Source organism: Mesorhizobium sp. M3A.F.Ca.ET.080.04.2.1, assembly GCF_003952525.1.
GTDB lineage: Bacteria > Pseudomonadota > Alphaproteobacteria > Rhizobiales > Rhizobiaceae > Mesorhizobium.
In genome coordinates, this window is record NZ_CP034451.1 from 5,518,693 (window position 1) to 5,538,506 (window position 19,814).

The 19,814-nt window shown below is 64.2% G+C and carries 15 protein-coding genes; 8 read left to right on the forward strand and 7 right to left on the reverse strand.

The annotated features are described in order from the left end of the window. Positions 1–164 precede the first annotated feature (164 nt). Positions 165–446: a hypothetical protein gene (locus EJ074_RS26280; protein WP_095808155.1), complete on the forward strand. Its 282-nt coding sequence runs from the start codon at positions 165–167 to the stop codon at positions 444–446. 58 nt (positions 447–504) lie between these two features. On the opposite strand, the gene EJ074_RS26285 is transcribed toward EJ074_RS26280, so the two are convergent. Continuing rightward, complete coding sequence (locus EJ074_RS26285; RefSeq protein WP_095808154.1) at positions 505–1,086, reverse strand: TMEM175 family protein; 582 nt, start codon at positions 1,084–1,086, stop codon at positions 505–507. Positions 1,087–1,225: 139 nt separating this feature from the next. On the opposite strand from EJ074_RS26285, the gene EJ074_RS26290 reads away from it, so the two are divergent. Continuing rightward, positions 1,226–2,434 carry an MFS transporter gene (locus EJ074_RS26290; protein ID WP_095808153.1) on the forward strand — a complete coding sequence of 403 codons (1,209 nt, stop codon included), beginning with the start codon at positions 1,226–1,228 and terminating at the stop codon, positions 2,432–2,434. Positions 2,435–2,560: 126 nt separating this feature from the next. Here EJ074_RS26290 and EJ074_RS26295 read toward each other — a convergent pair whose 3' ends face one another. After that, a complete protein-coding gene (locus EJ074_RS26295; RefSeq protein ID WP_129553870.1) occupies positions 2,561–4,048 on the reverse strand; it encodes an esterase-like activity of phytase family protein in 1,488 nt (495 codons plus the stop codon). A gap of 183 nt (positions 4,049–4,231) precedes the next feature. Next, positions 4,232–6,997, reverse strand: coding sequence for a UvrD-helicase domain-containing protein (locus tag EJ074_RS26300; RefSeq protein ID WP_129553871.1), 2,766 nt, complete (start codon positions 6,995–6,997; stop codon positions 4,232–4,234). 180 nt (positions 6,998–7,177) lie between these two features. Here EJ074_RS26300 and EJ074_RS26305 point away from each other — a divergent pair, with 180 nt between their 5' ends. Then, positions 7,178–9,493 (forward strand): glucose/quinate/shikimate family membrane-bound PQQ-dependent dehydrogenase, encoded by a 2,316-nt coding sequence (locus EJ074_RS26305; RefSeq protein ID WP_095808150.1) that lies wholly within the window; start codon positions 7,178–7,180, stop codon positions 9,491–9,493. Between the two features lie 6 nt (positions 9,494–9,499). On the opposite strand, the gene EJ074_RS26310 is transcribed toward EJ074_RS26305, so the two are convergent. Then, entirely contained in the window at positions 9,500–9,934 is a 435-nt protein-coding gene (locus tag EJ074_RS26310; protein WP_095808249.1) for a hypothetical protein, read from the reverse strand. Positions 9,935–10,120: 186 nt separating this feature from the next. Here EJ074_RS26310 and EJ074_RS26315 point away from each other — a divergent pair, with 186 nt between their 5' ends. Then, positions 10,121–11,008 (forward strand): dienelactone hydrolase family protein, encoded by an 888-nt coding sequence (locus EJ074_RS26315; protein ID WP_095808149.1) that lies wholly within the window; start codon positions 10,121–10,123, stop codon positions 11,006–11,008. A gap of 16 nt (positions 11,009–11,024) precedes the next feature. Here EJ074_RS26315 and EJ074_RS26320 read toward each other — a convergent pair whose 3' ends face one another. Next, positions 11,025–11,849 carry a DMT family transporter gene (locus EJ074_RS26320; protein ID WP_095808248.1) on the reverse strand — a complete coding sequence of 275 codons (825 nt, stop codon included), beginning with the start codon at positions 11,847–11,849 and terminating at the stop codon, positions 11,025–11,027. 178 nt (positions 11,850–12,027) lie between these two features. Between EJ074_RS26320 and EJ074_RS26325 the strand changes: the two genes are divergently transcribed. Next, positions 12,028–12,504, forward strand: a complete 477-nt coding sequence (locus EJ074_RS26325; protein WP_095808247.1) for an Lrp/AsnC family transcriptional regulator — start codon at positions 12,028–12,030, stop codon at positions 12,502–12,504. Between the two features lie 6 nt (positions 12,505–12,510). Here EJ074_RS26325 and EJ074_RS26330 read toward each other — a convergent pair whose 3' ends face one another. Both EJ074_RS26330 and EJ074_RS26335 read right to left on the reverse strand, forming a co-directional pair. Further along, positions 12,511–12,708, reverse strand: coding sequence for a hypothetical protein (locus tag EJ074_RS26330; protein WP_095808148.1), 198 nt, complete (start codon positions 12,706–12,708; stop codon positions 12,511–12,513). A 146-nt stretch (positions 12,709–12,854) separates the two neighbouring features. Beyond that, positions 12,855–13,340, reverse strand: a complete 486-nt coding sequence (locus EJ074_RS26335) for a thioesterase family protein (RefSeq protein WP_095808147.1) — start codon at positions 13,338–13,340, stop codon at positions 12,855–12,857. 218 nt (positions 13,341–13,558) lie between these two features. On the opposite strand from EJ074_RS26335, the gene EJ074_RS26340 reads away from it, so the two are divergent. The 3 genes from EJ074_RS26340 to EJ074_RS26350 all read left to right on the forward strand — a co-directional run bounded on the left by EJ074_RS26340 (position 13,559) and on the right by EJ074_RS26350 (position 19,785). Next, positions 13,559–14,977: an FAD-linked oxidase C-terminal domain-containing protein gene (locus EJ074_RS26340; RefSeq protein ID WP_129553872.1), complete on the forward strand. Its 1,419-nt coding sequence runs from the start codon at positions 13,559–13,561 to the stop codon at positions 14,975–14,977. Between the two features lie 2 nt (positions 14,978–14,979). Further along, positions 14,980–15,537, forward strand: a complete 558-nt coding sequence (locus EJ074_RS26345) for a hypothetical protein (RefSeq protein ID WP_095808146.1) — start codon at positions 14,980–14,982, stop codon at positions 15,535–15,537. A 198-nt stretch (positions 15,538–15,735) separates the two neighbouring features. After that, entirely contained in the window at positions 15,736–19,785 is a 4,050-nt protein-coding gene (locus EJ074_RS26350; protein ID WP_095808145.1) for an AsmA-like C-terminal region-containing protein, read from the forward strand. Positions 19,786–19,814 lie beyond the last annotated feature (29 nt).

Consider the following 19,814-nt stretch of genomic DNA (forward strand, 5'->3'; position numbering starts at 1 on the left):
GCCGGTCAGCGCCGAGACAAGCCTGGTTCGACCCAATAGGTTGACCGCAATGTGCGGCAACGAATTGACCGCAATGGCGGCAACGGATTGCCCGCAATGTGCGGCAACGGGTTGACCGCGACCGCGCGCGCCGCGCATTCTGCCGGCAAAGAGGAGTTCGACGATTGACCGACTGGATCGGCATCCTGAAGGAACAGACCGCCACCGGCGACCAGATGGGCCGCGAGGTGCCCAAGATGCTTGGCAATCCCGATATCAGCGAGACGCAGGTCAAGACGTTGTTTTCGGCACTGGAGAAGCAGGCGGATTTCGCCGAGAAGCTACGCATGGCACTGGAGAAGTTCGGCCATGATTTTCGGGTCATCAAGGCGGCCGAAAGGCTGGAGGAGCGCTATGCCGACCTTGCCGCCTCGGTCGCCGAGAGGCTGAAGGCGATGCGGGAGTAATCATTGTTTTTCGCATTTTGCGGACGGAAAACCGCTGCGCAGTTTTCCTGGAGTGGCGCTAGCTGCTTCTTTCGATCAGGCGTTCGAACCGCTTGTCAGGCACAAACCAGATGATGGCGACCAGGACGTAGATCGTCACGCTGATCCACTGGCTGAGCAAGGTCAGCAGAACGGCCGCAATGTAGAGCACCAGCGAGATCTTGCCCTTCTTGTCGTGGCCGATGGCTCTGGCGAAGGTCGTGTCGGCGCCGTGCAGATGGCCCAGCTTGACGACCAGGATGGTGTAGGCAACGGCGCAGAGCACAAGGTCGATGCCATAGACGGCGACCGGCACAGGCGCGAAGTGGTTCTCGCCCATATACGCAGTCGTCACCGGCACCAGCGACAGCCAGAACAGAAGATTGAGGTTGGCCCACAGCACGCGTCCGTCGACGCGCTGCACGGTGTGGAACATGTTGTGCAGATTGTTCCAGTAGATGCCGACATTGATGAAGGACAGCACATAGCAGAAGAAGATCGGCCAGAGCGGCGCCAGTGCCGCGAGGTCCTCGCCATGCGGCACCTTCAATTCGAGCACCATGATGGTGATGATGATGGCGACGACGCCATCAGTGAATGCTTCGACCCGTCCCTTGCCCATGGTTCCTCCCTGGCGGATCGTCCGAGATTACGAAATGGCGCCGCATAAGACCATACTGTCAGGATTGTCAGCAGCGCGTTGGGAAAGCGGAACGGCGCCACCATATAGGCGATTGGGCTTGCAACTCCCGGAGGTCGCCATGACCAGCTACACCCAAACCATGCCGCGCGACAATGAAATCGGCGGCCGCGCCGGAACGGCTGCCGTCGCGGCAATGATCGCCGCGCTGTTTGCCGGCAGCACCGCGCTGACGCCGCTCTACGTCATCTATAAGCAGGCCTTCGGCTTTTCGCAGATCACGTTGACGCTGGTCTACGCCGTCTATGTGGTCGGCAATCTGGCGGCGCTGCTGTTCTTCGGCCGGCTGTCGGATGTTGTCGGCCGCCGTCCGGCCGCGCTGGCGGCGATGGCTGTAGCCGTCGTAAGCGCCTTGTTCTTTCTCTTCGCCGAAAATCTCGCATGGCTGGACATCGCCCGCATCCTGAGCGGCCTTGGCATAGGTGTCGGCGCGGGAACCGGGACAGCCTGGCTTGCCGAACTGATCGAAGGTGAGGACAAATCGCGCGCCGCCATTATCGCCACCAGCACCAACTTCATCGGCCTGGGCGTCGGCGCGCTCTTATCGGGGGTGCTAGCCCAATATGCGCCCTGGCCGTTGAGGCTGACATTCGGCGTCTACCTTGTCGTGCTGGCGCTGATCACCCTGCTGATCTGGCGCACGCAAGAGACGGTCTCCAGGCCGGGGCGAATTTCCGATGTCTCGATGCGACCTCGGCTTTCGGTTCCCGACAGCATCCGCGCGCAGTTCGTGGCGCCTGCGGTGACCGGCTTCGGCGCGATGGCGCTGGTCGGCTTCTATGCGGCGCTGGCGCCGAGCATCCTGGCGCAGCAACTCAATGCGACCAGTCACGCGGAGGCCGGCGGATTGTTCTTCGAACTGTCGATCGTGGCCGCGGCGACGATCCTGGTCACGGCGCGGCTGCCCAGCCGCTTCACCATGCTCGCCGCGCTCGTCCTGATGATTCCGACCGTGGCGCTGATCGTCGCGGCACAGGTCTTCGCCTCGATGGCGATTATGATCGTTGCCACCGCGCTCTGCGGCGTGGCGGCGGCGCTCGGCTATCGAGGCGGCCTGCAGGTGGTGAACCAGATCGCGCCAGGCAACCGCCGCGCCGAAGTGGTCTCGGCCTTCTTCATCTGCTGTTTCTGCGGCAACGCGCTGCCGGTCATCGGCATCGGTATCCTGTCGAGCTTGGCGAGCGCCACCGCGGCGAGCCTCGCCTTTGCCGGCATGATCACGATCTTCTCGATGGTGGCACTGGGGTTCGGCGCCAAATACGCAAAGTAACGATCAGCCGGTTCGGCGTTTCGGCGAAAGCCGAGGGCACCCAAAATGGATCAGGCCCGCGATGCTATCGCAGGCCTGACATCCATGAATTTCTCGCAGGGCTGGGCCAAATGATACCCCATTGGGTCAGTTCGCGGCGAGGCTGTTTCCCGACAGGCCGGGCAGGGTGACCTGATAGACCAGGAAAGTGGTGTCGACATCGGCGCCATCCTCGGCCTTGTAGGCCGCGCCGACCTGGAAACCGTCCTGGGTCAGGAAGTCGTTGTCATTGGCGACGAACAGGAAATAATCGTCGGGCAGCTTCGGATCGAGCACGCTGACCAGCGACATCGCCTCCCACTTCTCCGAGAGGTTGTTCCTGTCGTTCGGCGCACCATTATGCAGGCCGAAACGGCCGAGTTCGGCCTTGTCATTGATGTCAATAAATGTGGTGAGCTTGGCCGGTGTCACCGACGGATCGAGCACGCCCTTCGCAGCCACCGGCTTGTCGGCGGCATCGAACGGGCCGTTGGCGATGTCGGTCGCTCCCGATAGATCGACAATGTCGATCTTGCGATAGATCGACTCGTCGCCCTTCACGCCCTGGCCGTTGCCGCTGTCGCGCGCCAGCATCAGGAAGCTGTTGTCGGACAGCGCCACGATCTCGCTCTGCGCGGCCACCTTGGTCTTGCCTTTGGCGTCCTTGAACACCGGCAGCGGCACGACATATTCGTGCGCCAGCTTGAGGTGGGCGAGGTCGGAAGTATCATAGACCAGCGCACGGGTGTTCTGGCGGGTCGAGCCGGAATCGCCGCCATCCTGGCGGGTCGCCGATTGCAGCACGGCGATCAGGAACTTGCCATCGGGTGTCATCGACATGCCTTCGAGGCCCTGGTTGTTCTGGCGGCCGGTGTCGGGGTCCTTCGGGTCAGGCTCGGCGGCGCCCGCGCCAGGATTGTCGGAAGCGAAGTTCGGCTTGCCATGGCGCGTCGGCACCAGGGCGGCCGGCGGTTGCGTCGCCGACATCAGGTGGCCGTCGGCCGAGAAGCGGTAGATGTTGGGACCGTACTCGTCGGAGATGAACATGGTGCCGTCGGGCAGCCGCACGATCGCCTCGTCGTCCAGGGCCAGTTTGCCGTTGTCGGCCTGCGGCAGCATCGGCATGTCGCCCGCGGCTGCACGCACGCCGTTCAACGGATCGAGGCCGGTGGCGTCCACTCCCTTGTCGTCGGTCAGGAGGATGGTGTCGGCGACCGTCGGCTTGACGCCCGACTGTTCTTGTCCAGCCGCGGGTGCCGCGCCCGACGCGGTCGGGGCAAGCTCGATCGAGATCGTGTTGAGGCGCGGCCGGTAGTCGGTGGTGCCGACGACGTTGTAACCGCGGTCCGGCAGCAGCCAGAGCGAGCCTTTGTAGGTCGCGCCATCACGCGTCCAGGACCTGGTGTCGATCGCCATGCCGGAGCCGGAGCCGAAGGTCTCGCCGAACTTATCCTTCTGGCTGGCCGGAATGCGGCCGACGCCGACGAGGCCCTTGTTGACGTAAGCGGTGCCGTCGGCGAGCGCGGGATGTGAAACAGCGGAAGCAGCGAGCGTTGCGGCGATCAGCCAATACCCAGACGGACGCAGGGTCTTCATGATTCATGTCCCCTTCAATAACGGTTGGTTTGAAGGGCAGGTGGAGCCCGCCTTCGAGGGCCGCTGAAGACCCAGGACTAGCGGTGTAGGACGCCAACATGATGGTTGCGTGACAGAGGCTGCGGGTTGCTGATGTTAATGGAAGGCGACGGGTGTCGGCGGATACTTGCGCGGCAGGGCAGCTCAGACCCCGGTGACGAAACCGTCCAGCACGCGTTTCTGGCCGGCTTTGTCGAAGTCGATGGTCAGCTTGTTGCCGTCGATGGCCGCGATGTTGCCGTTGCCGAATTTCTGGTGGAAGACGCGGTCACCGAGCTTGAAAGGGGACGGGGTGTCGGCCACCGATTTGGCCACCAGTTCGCCCTCGATGGTGCGGCCCTTGACGCTGGTGCGGCCGGCGCCATAGCCGGAGTCTGTTTCGCCATAGCCGATGCGTTCGACCTGGTGGCCGGAGCGCGTGCCCCAGTTGCGGTCGGTCGCCTCGGTGCGGTTCGCCTGCGCGCGCTGCCAGCCGGGGGTCGCATAAGTGTTGGAGAAGCTGCCCGATTTCTCGGTGCCGATATTGTCGAAACGCGAGGCGCCATAGGGATTTTGCCGGCCGCCGCCGCGGCCGGAGGCGAAAGAGCCGCCGCCGTAAGGGTTGCCATAACCGCCGTAGCTGCTGCCGCTGTCGGCGACATCGACATGGGTTTCCGGCAATTCGTCGAGAAAGCGCGACGGGATCGTCGATTGCCACAGCCCATGGATCAAGCGGTTGGAGACGAACCAGATGTGCAGGTTCTTCTTCGCCCGCGTCAGGCCGACATAGGCAAGCCGCCGTTCTTCCTCCAGCCCGGAGCGGCCGCCCTCGTCCAGCGCGCGCTGGTGCGGAAACAGGCCTTCCTCCCAGCCGGGGAGGAAGACGGTCTCGAATTCGAGGCCCTTGGCCGAATGCAGCGTCATGATCGACACCGCATCGAGCGACTCGCCCTGCTCAGCCTCCATCACCAGCGCGACATGCTCGAGGAAGGCGCGCAGCGACTCGTACTCCTCCATGGAGCGGATCAGCTCCTTGAGGTTTTCCAGCCGCCCGGGCGCCTCGGCCGAGCGGTCGTTCTTCCACATGTCGGTGTAGCCGCTCTCCTCGAGGATGGTCTCGGCGAGTTCGGTATGCGGCGTCGTTTCCAGCGCCTTTTGCCAGCGCTCGAAATTGGCTGCGACCTCACGCAGCGCCGCACGCGGCTTCGGCTTCAGCTCGTCGCTTTCGGCGAGTGTTGCGGCCGCCTCCAGCATCGGGATGCGCATGGCACGCGCCGTGTCGTGCATCTGGCGGATGGTGGCCTCGCCGAGGCCGCGCTTCGGGACGTTGACGATGCGCTCGAAGGCGAGGTCGTCACCGCTGTTGGCGACGACGCGGAAGAAGGCCAGCGCATCGCGGATTTCCAGGCGCTCGTAGAAGCGCGGGCCGCCGATGACGCGGTAGCTCAAGCCGAGCGTGATGAAGCGCTCTTCGAAGGCGCGCATCTGGAAGGACGCGCGGACCAGGATCGCCATGTCGTTGAGGTTGTGCCGATTGCCTTCTCTATCGGGGCGCTGATAGGCCTCGATGGTCTCGCCGATGGCACGCGCCTCTTCCTCCGAATCCCAGGCCGCATGGACATGGACCTTGTCGTCCTCGGGATCGTTGCGGTCGGTGAACAGCGTCTTGCCGAAGCGGCCCTCATTGTGGGCGATGAGGTGGGAGGCGGCGCCCAGTATGTGCGCGGTCGAGCGGTAGTTGCGCTCCAGCCGGATGATGGTGGCGCCAGGGAAATCCTTGTCGAAGCGCAGGATGTTGTCAACCTCGGCGCCGCGCCAGCCATAGATCGACTGGTCGTCGTCGCCGACGCAGCAGATATTTACGCTCACGGGCTGTTCCGCGCCTGCCGGCGCGGGCCCTCTGCGGGGGCCTCGCAACGGCTCGGACGCCCGGTCGGGCTTGCGGCCTTCGGCCGAAATATCCCACTCATCGCTGCGGGCTAACGGTTCCTCTTCGGGAACGGGTGGTCTGTAGTGACCGCCCTCTGTTCTATCGATAGTCGACTTCGTAGCGCCCGGTGTGCGGCCGCCCGGAGTCCCATTTCTCGAAGTTCCTGGCCTTTGCGCCAGCAGGCGCAGCCACATGTACTGCGCGGTGTTGGTGTCCTGGTACTCGTCGACCAGGATGTATTTGAACTTGCGGTGATAGTCCTTCAGCACGTCCGGATAGGCGCGGAAGATGCGGATCGGGTGATAGAGCAGATCGCCGAAGTCGCAGGAATTCAGCGTCTGCAGCCGTTCCTGATAGGCCCTGTAGAGCTGGCGGCCCTTGCCGTTGCCGAAGCTGCGTGCATCGCCTTCCGCAATCTCGTCGGGGCCGAGACCCTTGTTCTTCCAGTTGTCGATCATCTGGGCGAACTGCTTGGCCGGCCAGCGCTTGTCGTCCAGCCCTTCGGCCTGGATGATCTGCTTGATCAACCGCACCACGTCGTCGGTGTCGAGGATGGTGAAATCGGACTTCAGCCCGGCAAGCTCGGCATGGCGGCGCAGCAGCTTGACGCCGATCGAGTGGAAAGTGCCGAGCCAGGGCATGCCCTCGACATTCTCGTCGCCGATCAGCAGTCCAATGCGCTGCTTCATCTCGCGGGCGGCCTTGTTGGTGAAGGTGACGGCCAGAATTTCTGAGGGCCAGGCCTTTTTGGTGTTGAGAATGTGGGCGATGCGCGTGGTCAGGACGCGCGTCTTGCCGGTGCCGGCGCCGGCCAGCACCAGCACGGGACCTTCGGTGGTTTCGACCGCCAGCCGCTGCTCGGGATTGAGGCCGTTGAGATAGTCGGGCGCGCGATTCTGCGCGCTGCGGGCGGCCATGGCGCGCGCGGCAATGCCGGACGGGGCCGCGGGCCGCGCATTCGGTTCGTCGAAGAAGGGCATATCTTCCGAAAAGCCGGGCATCACCCCGAATGTAGTGATTCGGGAGCGAAAGGCTAGAAGTGTCTCCGTTTTGTTCTATTTCTCCTTGTCCCACGCCAGCTTGACAGCCGTAGCTTGCGAGAGAAAGCTGCCGGCTGGGCAGGGACGGCGCCGTTGCTGGCGTGCCGCCGCAGGCGCGCAAACAGTCGAAGGAGTATCATCTTGGCTGTCACCTTCACCTCCGTCGTCCTTCTCCTCATCGGCCTGGCGGTTGGCGGTGGCGGCATTTGGCTCGTGACGCTGGGCGGCAGCTGGTATTACCTGATCGCCGGGCTCGCCTTCGTGGTCACCGCCTGGCTCATTTTCCGGCGCAGCTCGGCAGGGCTGTGGCTCTACGCGGCGATCGTGCTCGCCACGCTTTGCTGGGCGGTGTGGGAAACCGGTTTCGACTGGTGGCAGCTCGGCCCGCGCGGCGGCGTCATCGTCCTCATCGCGCTGTGGCTGCTGACGCCTTGGGCAAGACGGGGCTTCACCGGTCCGGACGGACGCGCGCCGCTCATCCTGGCGGTGCTCGCATCGCTGGCGGTTGCCGGCTATTCGATGACCGCCGACCCCAAGGATATCGGCGGAACGCTCGGCACAGACAAGGTGACGCCGACGGCCAATCTCGGCGGCGATATGCCGGCGGGCGAATGGCACTTCTACGGGCGCACGCCGTTCGGCCAGCGCTATTCGCCGCTCGACCAGATCACGCCTGACAACGTCGCCAGGCTGCAGCCGGCCTGGACCTATCGCACCGGCGATGTGAAAGGTCCCGACGACATCGGCGAAACGACCTACCAGGTGACGCCGCTCAAGATCGGCGATGTGCTGTTCATCTGCACGCCGCACAATTTCGCCATCGCCGTCGATGCGGCGACCGGCAAGGAGAAATGGCGCTACGATCCGAAGATCAAGCTCGATCCCAACCGGCAGCACCAGACCTGCCGCGGCGTATCCTACTACGCCGACCCCAAGATCGCGGCGGGGCAGCCTTGCGCAAGCCGTATCTATCTGCCGACGTCCGATGCGCGGCTGATCGCGCTCGACGCGGCGAACGGCCAGGTGTGCCCGTCCTTCGCCGAAGGCGGCACGCTGAATCTGATGGCCAACATGCCCTATCCGAAGTCGGGCTACTACTATTCGACATCGGCGCCGCTGATTGTCGCCGGCAAGATCATCGTCGGCGGCGCGGTCAATGACAATTATTCGACGGAGGAGCCGTCGGGCGTCATCCGCGCCTATGACGCCGGCACCGGCGCTTTGCTGTGGAACTGGGATTCCGGCAACCCGGACCAGACGGCCCCGCTGCCGGCAGGGCAAGACTACACCAACAACTCGCCCAACATGTGGTCGACGCCGAGTGCCGACGAGAAGCTCGGCCTGCTCTACGTGCCGCTCGGCAACCAGACTCCCGACCAGCTCGGCATGGGCCGCAGCGCCAATGTCGAGAAATTCTCCTCCTCGATCACGGCGCTCGACCTCAACACAGGACAATTGCGCTGGGTGCGGCAGACCGTGCATCACGATTTGTGGGACATGGACGTTCCGGCGCAGCCGATACTGGTCGACATCACGACGCAGAGCGGCGAGGTGCCGGCACTGGTCGGGCCGACCAAGCAGGGCGACATCTATGTGCTCGACCGGCGCAGCGGCGAGCCGATCGTGCCGGTAAAGGAAGTGCCGGCGCCGGGCGGTGCGATCGAGGGCGACCACACCTCCCCGACGCAGCCTGCATCCGATCTCTCCTTCAACCCGAAGGCGCTGACAGGGGCCGACATGTGGGGCATCACCATGTTCGACCAGCTGGCGTGCCGGATCGAGCTCAAGAAATTGCGCTACGAGGGGCGCTACACGCCGCCCTCGCTGCAAGGCTCGCTGGTCTATCCCGGCAATTTCGGCGTCTTCAACTGGGGCGGTGTCGCGGTGGATCCGCTGCGGCAGGTGATGTTCGGCATGCCGACCTATCTCGCCTTCACCTCGAAGCTCATTCCGCGCGCGGAGGTCCCCCCGCCGGGCGACAACGCCAAGGGCAGCGAACAGGGGCTCAACCGCAACGAGGGTGCGCCTTACGCCGTGGTCATGGGGCCGTTCCTGTCGCCGCTCGGCATTCCGTGCCAGGCGCCGCCCTGGGGCTACGTCGCCGGCGTCGACCTGAGGACCGGAAACATCGCCTACAAGCATCGCAACGGCACCGTCTACGACATGACGCCGCTGCCACTGCCGTTCAAGGTCGGCGTGCCGGGCATTGGCGGACCTATGATCACCGCCGGCGGCGTCGCTTTCCTAGGCGCAACGGTCGACGATTTCCTGCGCGCCTATGACCTCACCAGCGGGCGACAGCTCTGGAAGGCAAGGTTGCCGGCGGGCGGGCAGTCGACGCCGATGACCTACACGGTCGCCGACGGTCGCCAGTTCGTCGTCATCGTCGCCGGCGGCCACGGCTCGGTCGGCACCAAGCCTGGCGACTACGTGATGGCTTATTCACTGCCGCAGTAGGCTACATCAGAGGCCGAGATGGCCCCTGAGGCTGGGCACCTGGCCGAGGACCTGGTTGGTGAGATCGGGTCCGGCGGCTGCTTCGGCCTGCTTGATCAATGTTTCGCCGGCCTGGCGGATCTGCGCCATGTCGAGCCCGGATGCCTTGAGCGCGGCGACGCCGTTGATGAGCGCACCGGCCTTTTCGCCGAGCACGCCGCCAAGCGCGCCCTGCAGCGACGACAGCAGGCCGCCGCCCGAACCGGCCGCACCAGCGGCCATCACATCATATTGCTGCGCCAGCGCGCCGGCGCCAGGGATCTTGTCGAAGAAAGACGAAACGCTGGTGCCTTCGGCTTCGTATTCGAGAACGGAAAAAATAGTGCCCACGACCTTTTCCGTAGTCGCCTGGTCGAGGCCTGCCTTTTGTGAAACCGTGTTGACGATGTCCTGGACGTTCATGGAGCTTCTCCTTTCGTCGCCGATCGGACCGCGCATGTGGCAGCTTCCCGTCCCATTGTGACAGCACCAACAAGGCTTTCGGAAATGACCAAAACGTGATGAGCCCCAGCATGCTCATCATCGTCTGGACCATGCGTGCGTCGACCCTATCTTGCGCACGAAGCCGTGCAAAAGCCGAGGAGAGCCATGACCGAACCCGTCGCCAAGCCCGTCATCACCCAGGCCATGATCGACGCCTATGACGAATACACCCATCTGACGCTCGACCGGCGCCGTTTCATGGAGCAACTGACGAAGCTGGCGGGGTCGGGCGCGGCGGCCGCCGCGATCGCGCCGATGCTGGCAGCGAATTCGGCGCAGGCGGCGATCGTGGCGGACAACGATCCGCGCGTTAAGGGGCAGGACATCACCTATCCCGGCAGCAGCGGCGAGATGAAGGGATATCTGGTCAAGCCGGCGGGCCAGTCTGGAAGGCTGGGCACGGTCATCGTCGTCCACGAGAACCGTGGCCTCAATCCGCATATGCGCGATGTCGCACGGCGCGTGGCGTTGGAAGGTTTCGTCGCGCTGGCGCCGGATTTCCTGTCGCCGCTTGGCGGCACGCCTGCCGACGAGGACAAGGCCCGCGACTTGTTCACCAAGCTCGACGCCAAGCAGGTAACGGCCGATGGCGTTGCGACCGTCGCCTATCTGAAGGGCGACAAAGACGGCAACGGCAAGGTCGGCGCGATCGGCTTTTGCTGGGGCGGCGGCGCGGTGAATGCGCTGGCCGTCAATGCGCCGGACCTCAGCGCCGGCGTCGCCTATTATGGCATGCAGCCCAAGGCCGAGGATGTGCCCAAGATAAAGGCGGCGCTGCTCCTGCATTATGCCGGACTGGACGAGCGCATCGACGCCGGCATCGACGCCTATAAGAAGGCGCTCGATGCCGCGCATGTCGAATACACGCTCCATGTCTATGAAGGCGTCAATCACGCTTTCAACAACGATACCTCGGCCGCGCGCTATGACAAGAAGGCGGCGGACCTGGCCTGGGCGCGCACGATCGCCTTCCTGAAGGAGAAGCTCGCCTGACGGGCAAGCCGGCGAACTACGCCTGCAATGGTTTGTGAACGGCGACGCCTGTCACCACCAGCATGATGCCCAGACACTCGATGAGGCTGGGAACCTGCCTGAGCACGAGAACGCCGATCAGGGTCGCGGTGAGCGGCAACAGCGAGAGCATGAGCGCGAAGCTCGCCCGCGGCAGCTGCGCCATGGCGAGCTGGTCGCAGATATAGGGGATGACCGAGGAGCAGACGCCGACGCCAACGGCGGCGAACAGCAACTGCGGGGCCGAGAAGGCCGGCAGCGCCTCGCTGAACCCGATGGGGAACACGACCAGGAAAGCGATTGCCATGGCCGCGCCGAGGCCGGCGATGCCGGTACCGGTCTGGGCGAGGCGATGGCCGATGACGATGTAGGCGACAAAGAGTGCGCCGTTGAGGAAGGCCCAAAACAGGCCGACCGGATCGCTCGACCATTTGACGTCGATCAGCAGCAAGGTTCCGGCGACGGCGATGGTGAGTGCCAGAAAGTTGCGTTGGCTTCTCAACCCGACAAGCGCCACACCGATCGTGCCGACGAATTCGATCGCGGCGACCAGCGAGATCGGCAAGCGGTCGAGCGCCAGATAGAAGGAGCAGTTCATCACCGCCAGGCAGGCGCCGAAGGCCAGCAGGAGGAGGCGTGCTGAGCGGTCGGCGTGAGCGAACACTCTCCATGGCTTCGTCAACGGCATGAAAACGAGCGCGGCAGTGGCTATGCGCAGCCAAGCCATGCCGAGCACGCCGACCTGGGCGAAAAGCAGCACGGCGAAGGCCGGCCCGAGATAGTGGAACACGGCACTGACGCAGAACCAGACATGCGGCGGCAGCGCATCGGACCAACCGCTGCGGGCGGGACGCGGGGCATCCCCCTCGCGGGTGATAACGTTTGCGGCGGGCACTTGCCCTTGCGGTTTCATGCGATCATTATCGCAGGTAGAACTGCCGATCATATGGGTCATGAAAGGCTCCTCCACCCTAATCCTGCATCGAAGAAAGTTAGTTTTCCTGAAACGCCTTCGAAATGAAAACACCGATCTGGACCGCGCGGATCTGAAGATCCTGCGGCTCCTGGAAAAGGATGCACGGACCAGCACGGCCGAGTTGGCGCGGGCCGTGGGGCTCTCGGCGCCGAGCGTGGCCGAGCGCATCCGCAAGCTCCAGGAGAGCGGCGTGATCGAAGCCTATACGGTAAGGATCAATCCGGCGGCGCTCGGCATGAAGCTCTCGGCCTGGCTCAGGATCAGGCCGGTACCGGGGCAGCTCTCGATCGTGACGGAGATCATCCGCGAGCTGCCGGAAATCGCGCAATGCGACCGGGTGGCCGGCGAGGACTGCTTCATCGCGCTGGCGCATGTCGGCTCGGTCACGGACCTCGAGCGGGTGATCGACAGGATCATTCCCTATGCGATGACTAACACCGCGATCATACAGTCGTCGCCGGTCGAGCCGCGCTCGCCGCTGGGCATTCTGAAGGAGGGTTAAAAGAATTCAGGCGTGACCGCGCTTCATGCGGGCCTGTTTCAGGATCGCACGCCAGCGGATCATCTCGAAGGGAATCGGCTCGTTGTTGTTGGCAATGTGGAAGATCTCGTTGTTGACGTTCTTGAGCGATCGCCAGAAATCATAGTCGGTGATGCGCGGATCGGCCGCCAGCCGCTCCACCTCGACCTTGATGTCGGTTTTCATGCACTTTCCTCGAACCGCATTTCCGCCCTGCCGCCCGCGCAAACCCGATCAGGTCCCTTCTCGAACGCCCCGCTGAGTCGCTCAACGCCCCGATCGGCTTGTTCACGTTAAAACCTCGGTAAGGTTAACGCGGGCGCCGGGGGCCTTCAAGCGCTCTTGCGTTTGATGCCGATCGAGCGGCCGGCCCGCTCCGGCATCGGCAGCGCCGCATGGGCTGCGCGCATGGCTTCGATCCGGGCGAGCACGTCGGCCGGGAAGGGAGCGACTTTCGGCCCCGACATGTCGACATGCAGCGAGAGCGATTCGGACGTTGCGGCCAGCCAGCCGTCGACATGGCGGATTTCCTGATAGGCCCGCAACCGCTTCTCGTCGTGGTCGATGAGCTGGAACGAGACCTTGACCTTGTGGTCGAGATGCAACTCCTGCACGTAGCAGACATGGACCTCCGCGGTGTAGATGGTGAGGCGGCGCTCCTTGGCGTAATTCGGCCCCATGCCCATCAATTCGAAGGCCTCGTCCGAGCAGCGGTCGAACAGCACGTTGTAATAGGCCATGTTGAGATGGCCGTTGTAGTCGATCCAGTCCTTCTCGATGTCCATGGCTCGCGAAATGAACGGGGCAGGGATCGTCATCTGGTCTTCCTTGATTGTCGCTGGACAGGGCCTAACTGGTGAGGTTCTCGTCGTTCTGCGCAATTCCGCACGGAAACCGCTTCACACTTTTCCTTGAGTTGCGTTGTTATGCGGCAATTCCGGACGGAAAACCGCTTCACACTTTTCCTGGAATTGCTTTAGGCATCATCCATAGCTTCATGACAAGCGTTGGCACTGGTCCATTCGCGGAGGAATCCATGGCTTTGAGCGACCTCAATCCTGTCGAGCGCAATGAGGAGGGCATCGCCGCGGTGCTCGGCATCCTGAAGCAGCAGTTCGGCGAGCGCTTTCAGACCGGGGAGGCGATCCGCAGCCAGCATGCTCACACCACGACCTATATCCCGACCCAGGCGCCGGACGGAGTGGTCTTCGTCGAGACGACTCCGGAGGTGCAGGAAATCGTGCGCGCCTGCGCGGCGCATCGCGTGCCGGTCATCCCCTTCGGCATCGGTTCGTCGCTCGAGGGCCACACCAATGCGCCGGGCGGCGGCGTCTCGGTCGATACCTCGCGCATGAACCGCATCCTCGCGGTCAATCCGCAGGACCTCGACTGCACGGTCGAGCCCGGCGTGACGCGCGAGGATCTCAACCGGCATTTGCGCGACACCGGCCTGTTCTTTCCCATAGATCCTGGCGCCAACGCTTCCCTTGGCGGCATGGCGGCGACGCGCGCCTCCGGCACCAACGCCGTGCGTTACGGCACGATGCGCGAGAACGTTCTGTCGCTGACCGCCGTCATGGCCGACGGCGAGGCGGTGACCACAGGCAAGCGGGCGAAGAAAAGCTCGGCGGGCTATGATTTGACGCGGCTTCTGGTCGGCTCCGAAGGCACGCTCGGCATCATCACCTCGCTCACGCTTCGGCTGCAGGGCATTCCGCAGGCGATCTCCGGCGGCGTCTGTCCGTTCCCAAGCCTGGAGGCGGCCTGTAACACGGTGATCGCGACCATCCAGATGGGCATTCCGGTGGCGCGCATCGAGCTGGTCAATGCGCTGCAGATGCGTGCCATGAAGGCCTATTCGAAGCTCGACTATCCAGAAAGCCCGTGCCTGTTCGTGGAGTTCCACGGCAGCGACGCCGGGGTTGCCGAGCAGGCCGAAACATTCGGCATGATCGCCGAAGAGCAAGGCGGCGGATCGTTCTTGTGGACCAGCGTCGCCGAGGAGCGGACGAAGCTGTGGAAGGCGCGGCACGATGCCTACTGGTCATCGCTGACGCTGCGTCCCGGCGCCAAGGGGCTGTCGACGGATGTCTGCGTGCCGATCTCGCGGCTGGCCGAATGCGTGACCGAGACCGAAGCCGACATTGCCGAAATGGGCCTGATCGCGCCGATCGTCGGCCATGCCGGCGACGGCAATTTCCATGTGCTGGTGCTGATGGATACCGACAGCCCGGAAGAAATCGCGCTGGCGGAAAAATTCGTCGCCAGGCTGAACATGCGGGCGATCGCCATGGAAGGGACCTGCACCGGCGAGCACGGCGTCGGCCAGGGCAAGATCGGCTTCCTGCGCCACGAACTCGGCCATGGCGTCGACGTCATGCGCACGATCAAGCAGGCGCTCGACCCGTTCAACATCATGAACCCGGGCAAGATATTGCCGGGAGCCCGTCAATAGAGATGTCAGAGGCGGAAAATCTGGCGCCGATCGACCTGCCGCTATCCTCGGCAGGCGCTCCATTGCCGCATGTTTTCGCGGTTGAAGGGCGGCTGTTGATCGCCTATATCGTCAGCGTCCCAGATCGGGGATTCGACGGCACGAATGCGCGTTCTGTTTCGCCTTCGACCCGCGGTCAGTCCGTCGCGATCCTGACGGCAGATCCCTATCTCGCCGTTCAATTCGGGCCGCCGAATGACGAAGCCTTGAGCGGTCATCGTCTCTACGGACTTGGGCTGCAGCCGTATTCCGCGTTCGAAGTCCGAAATTCCTCGTGGATAGGATCCCTCGAAAAAGCAAACCGGGTTCACCCGTCGCACATGCCTGAGCTGTTCTCAGGCTACCGGCATTTCATCCTGACATTTCACGATTCAACGCTTGAATTTGTCGCCAAAGATTTCGCGGTGAGCCTTCGCAGGGGGGCGATACTGACGGCCTTGATGGAGATCATCGGTCACAATGTTTCGGCGGACCGCGTCAAACCAACTGGATTTTTCACACGGCTTCTGCGACGCGGTTGATCAGCGGTTTCGCTTGTGCTTCATCGCGCTGCCGTTTGGTCGCAAGCGTTCGGCGACCCGCTAGACGCATCGCTGCAATATCTTCTGGACCGCCACAGGGACGCCCACGGTTTGCCCGCCGACCCCGCCGAATTGCCTCTTTATCGACACGCGGATGCAGGTAGAGTGCGGCTGACTTAACCCGACGCATTGGAGCCGATGCTCGCTCGTCTGTTCGTGATCTTCGGTGGACTTTTCGTGCTGGTGCTGTGCGCGGCGCTGGTGGTGCCTTATTTCATCGACTGGACCAGCTACCGCGCCGATTTCGAGCGCGAGGCGAGCGTCATTCTCGGCCGCAAGGTGACGGTGAAAGGCGACGCGACGGCTCGGCTTCTGCCATTCCCTTCGGTGACGTTTTCCAATGTCGAGGTTGCCGGCGGTCCTGGGGGCCAGCCGGCCATGACGGTCGAGACCTTCTCGATGGATGCCGAGCTCGCGCCGTTTCTGCGCGGCGAGCTGCTGATCTTCGACATGCGGCTGGTGCATCCGAAAGGGACCATAGATGTCGCCGCCGACGGCACGGTCGACTGGGCGATACGGCCCTCGACGCCTTTCGATCCCGGCCAGATCGCGATCGAGAAGCTGACGGTGACCGAAGGGCAGATCGAGCTGCGCCATGCCGCCGGCGGACGCAGTCATCTGATCTCCGAGATCAACGCGGCCGTTTCGGCGAAGTCGCTTGCCGGGCCATGGCGAATGGACGGCTCGCTGCGCTTCGACGGATTGGGCGCGCAAGTCAGCGCCTCCACCGGCAAGGTGGAGGCAGACGGCCGGATGCGACTGCGGCTGAAGGCCAACCCAGCTGGCTACCCGATGGTCGTCGAGAGCGATGGCAATGCCGGCATCGTCAAGGGCGCGGCGGCCTATTCCGGCCAGTTCAAGATCACGAGTTCCGACAACACTGGCACCGACGGCAACACGGCCGAACTACGCGGCACCGATGGCGAGCCGGTCAAGGTCAGCGCCGGCAAGCCGGACCCGGGCTTTCGCATCAACGGCAAATTCGCGCTCAATCACCAAAAGCTCGGAATCGACGAATTCCGTTTCGAAACCGGTCCGCTCGACAATCCCTATACCGCCGACGGCAAGGCTTCCGTCGATCTTGGTCCAAAGCCGCGCTTTTCGATTGAGGCGAGCGGCGCGCAGGTCCAGTTCGACGAGGCGGTGGGGGCAGCGGCCGGAACCGGGCTGACGCTCGACCAGCGCATGGCGGGCCTCGAGCAAACGCTGCTGCACATGCCGAAGCCGACCATACCCGGCACCGTCGAGGTCAGGCTGCCGGCGGTGGTGGCGGGCGACACCACGGTCCGCGATGTGCGGCTGTCGGCCGAGCCGGTCGAGGGTGGCTGGTCGGTGAAGTCGCTTGCGGCGACGCTGCCGGGCCGGGCGACGCTGGAGGCGGACGGCATGCTGAGCGTCGAGGATCATTTTGGCTTTGAGGGCTCGCTGCTGCTTGCCGTCGGGCAACCGTCCGGCTTTGCCGCCTGGCTGTCGAAGGACGTTGACGATGCGATCCGGCGGCTGCCGGCGGCGGGGTTCCATGCCAAAGTCGACCTCAGCGAAAACCGGCAGACCTTCAGCGATCTCGAACTGGTTCTCGGCAAGGCGAGATTCTCGGGCAGCATCGATTCCAGCCAGCCCGACGGTGCAAGGCCCTCTGTGCTGATGCGGCTGGAAGGCGGCGACCTGGACGTCGACGGGCTGGCGGCCTTCGCCTCGATCTTCGTCAGCGACAAGGGGGCCAACCGCTTCTCGGACCGCGACCTCGATTTCCAGATCAGGGCGGGCCCGGTCAGCGCCGGCGGGCTGACGGCCGACACCGTGGATACGGCGCTGCGGCTGCGCCAAGGGCTGCTCGAGATCGACAGGCTTTCGGTCGGCGGGCTTGCCGGGGCATCGATCAGCGCCACCGGCCGGGTCAAGGATTTTCCGGAAAGCCCCACCGGGAAGCTCGACGCTTCGGTTGTGGCGGTGGACCTGAAGCCGCTGATCGACGTAGCGGCGCAACACTATCCCGGCAATGCAGTGCTGAAGGGCCTGGCGGCCAGGGCGGCGGCCTACCCCGAACTGTTCCAGGATGCCCGTATCGATCTGCTGACGAGCGCCGCCGACAATGGCGATGGCACGACCGGGCTGGCCTTGAGCGCACAAGGCAAGGCCGGCGGGTCCGCCTTTTCGGCTTCGTTGTCCGGCAAGGGAACCGCGGACCGGCTGCTCGATGCGCCGGTCGCGCTCACTTTCAACGCCAGGAATGCGAACGCCACGACGTTGCTGGCGCTCTACGGCCTGCCGGCGCTGCCGCTCGGCATGCTCGGCCAGGCAACCACCGATTTGTCGGCGAAGGGCACGCTGGGCGGTGGCCTGGCGACCAGCTTCAGCCTGACGGCCGACGACTTCAGGGTCGGCTTCCTGGGCACTATCGCGGACCCGCCGCAAGGCGCAATCGCCAAGGGCAAGGTCAGCCTTGACGCCGCCGATATCGAGCCTTGGCTGATGACGACCGGCATCGGCCTGCCCGGCATGGGGACCGGAACCTCGACATCGCTTGCGGCCGATGCCGATTTCGCCAACGGGCTGCTGGTGCTGAGCAGCCTCAACGGCTCCATCAACAAGTCGGCGGTTTCCGGCGATGTGAATGTCGACGTCAAGGACGGGTTGCCGCATCTGGCTGGCGCTCTGGCGCTCGATGAGCTTGATCTCGATCCTCTGGCGGTTTCCCTGTTCGGCGATCAGTCTTTCATGGCCGCCAAGGGCGGCTGGCCGGCAGCGCCTTTCAGCCAGAAGTCCAGCCTGCCGTTCAGCGCCGATCTCGATCTCGACACGGCAGCCCTTGCCGCCGGACCGTTCGCCATGGCCCGCGACGCCTCATTGACCCTCAAGCTCGACAGCGAAGGCATCCGTGTCTCGGATCTTAAGGCCAAACTCTATGGCGGCGAACTGACCGGCCTGTTCGAACTGAAGAACACCGACGGGACCGGGCTGTTTTCGGGGCAGATGAAACTCGCCGGCGGTGATCTCTCCGCGGTCTTGCCTGAGACCGGGATCAACGGAGCCGCCGACATTTCGGCCTCGCTGTCGACCAGCGGCAAGTCGGTCGATGCGATGATCGCCGCCTTGTCCGGGTCGGGCACCGCAGCGCTGAAAGGGCTGCACATCGCCGGCATCAATCCCGATGCCTTTGCCGCCATCATCGCCAAGGCCGACGTCATCGGCCGCGACATGGACGCGGCCAGGACCGCCGGTTTCGCGCCGCAGATCGTCGGGGACGGCAATTTCGCCGCAGGCGACGCGGAGATCGCTTTCACCGTAGCCGGCGGTGTTCTGCGAGCGCCGCCGATCAGCCTCGACAATCCGGCTGCAACGTTGTCGGCCGACGTTACCGCCGACCTCGTTGGCGGCAGTGTCACAGCCAACGGCACGATCCACTACCGGGCCGGCGACGAGGCGATGGTGGGATCAGAGCCGTCGATGAATTTCAGCGTTGCCGGACCGCTGGGCGCAACGGCGCGTCAGTTCGACAGCGAGCCGCTGGCGCAGTTCCTGACGCAGCGTGCTCTGGAGAAGGAACAGCAGCGCGTCGAGGCAATGCAGGCGTCGCTGCTCGAGAAGCAGAGGCTGCGGCGCGAGGCGCGCTATTACGCGGCACTGCAAACCGAGCGCGAGCGGGCGGCGGAGGAACTGCGCCGGCAGGAAGAAGAGGCGCGGCAGAAGGCCGAGGCTGAAGCCAAGGCCAAGGCCGAGGCCGAGGCGCAGGCAAAGGCAGAAGCCGAAGCGCAAGCCAAGGCCGAGCAAGAAGCGAGGGCCAGGGCGGAGGCTGAAGCCAAGGCTCAAGCAGAGGCGGAGGCGCAGGCAAGGGCAGAAGCCGAAGCCAAAGCCAGGGCGGAGGAAGAGGCGAGGGCCAAGGCAGAAGCTGAAGCCAAGGCTCAGGCCGAGGCGCAGGCAAAGGCAGAAGCCGAAGCCAAAGCCAGAGCGGAGGAAGAAGCGAAGGCCAAGGGGGCCGCCGACGAGGCCGCGAAAGCCCAGGCCGCGGCGGATCGCAAGAAGGCCGAGCAGGCCAGGCTTGAAGCCGAGCGCAAGGCCGCTGAGCAGAAGCCGAAGGTCGACCGCTCGCTTCCCGGCGTCAACGACGATTCCGCTCCAGTGCTCCCGAAACCCAATGCCAATCCATTCACGATCGAGAATCTGCTGAAGTCGCTGGACGGCGGATGACGGCGGTCGCTTCGGACGGCTGCGGCGTT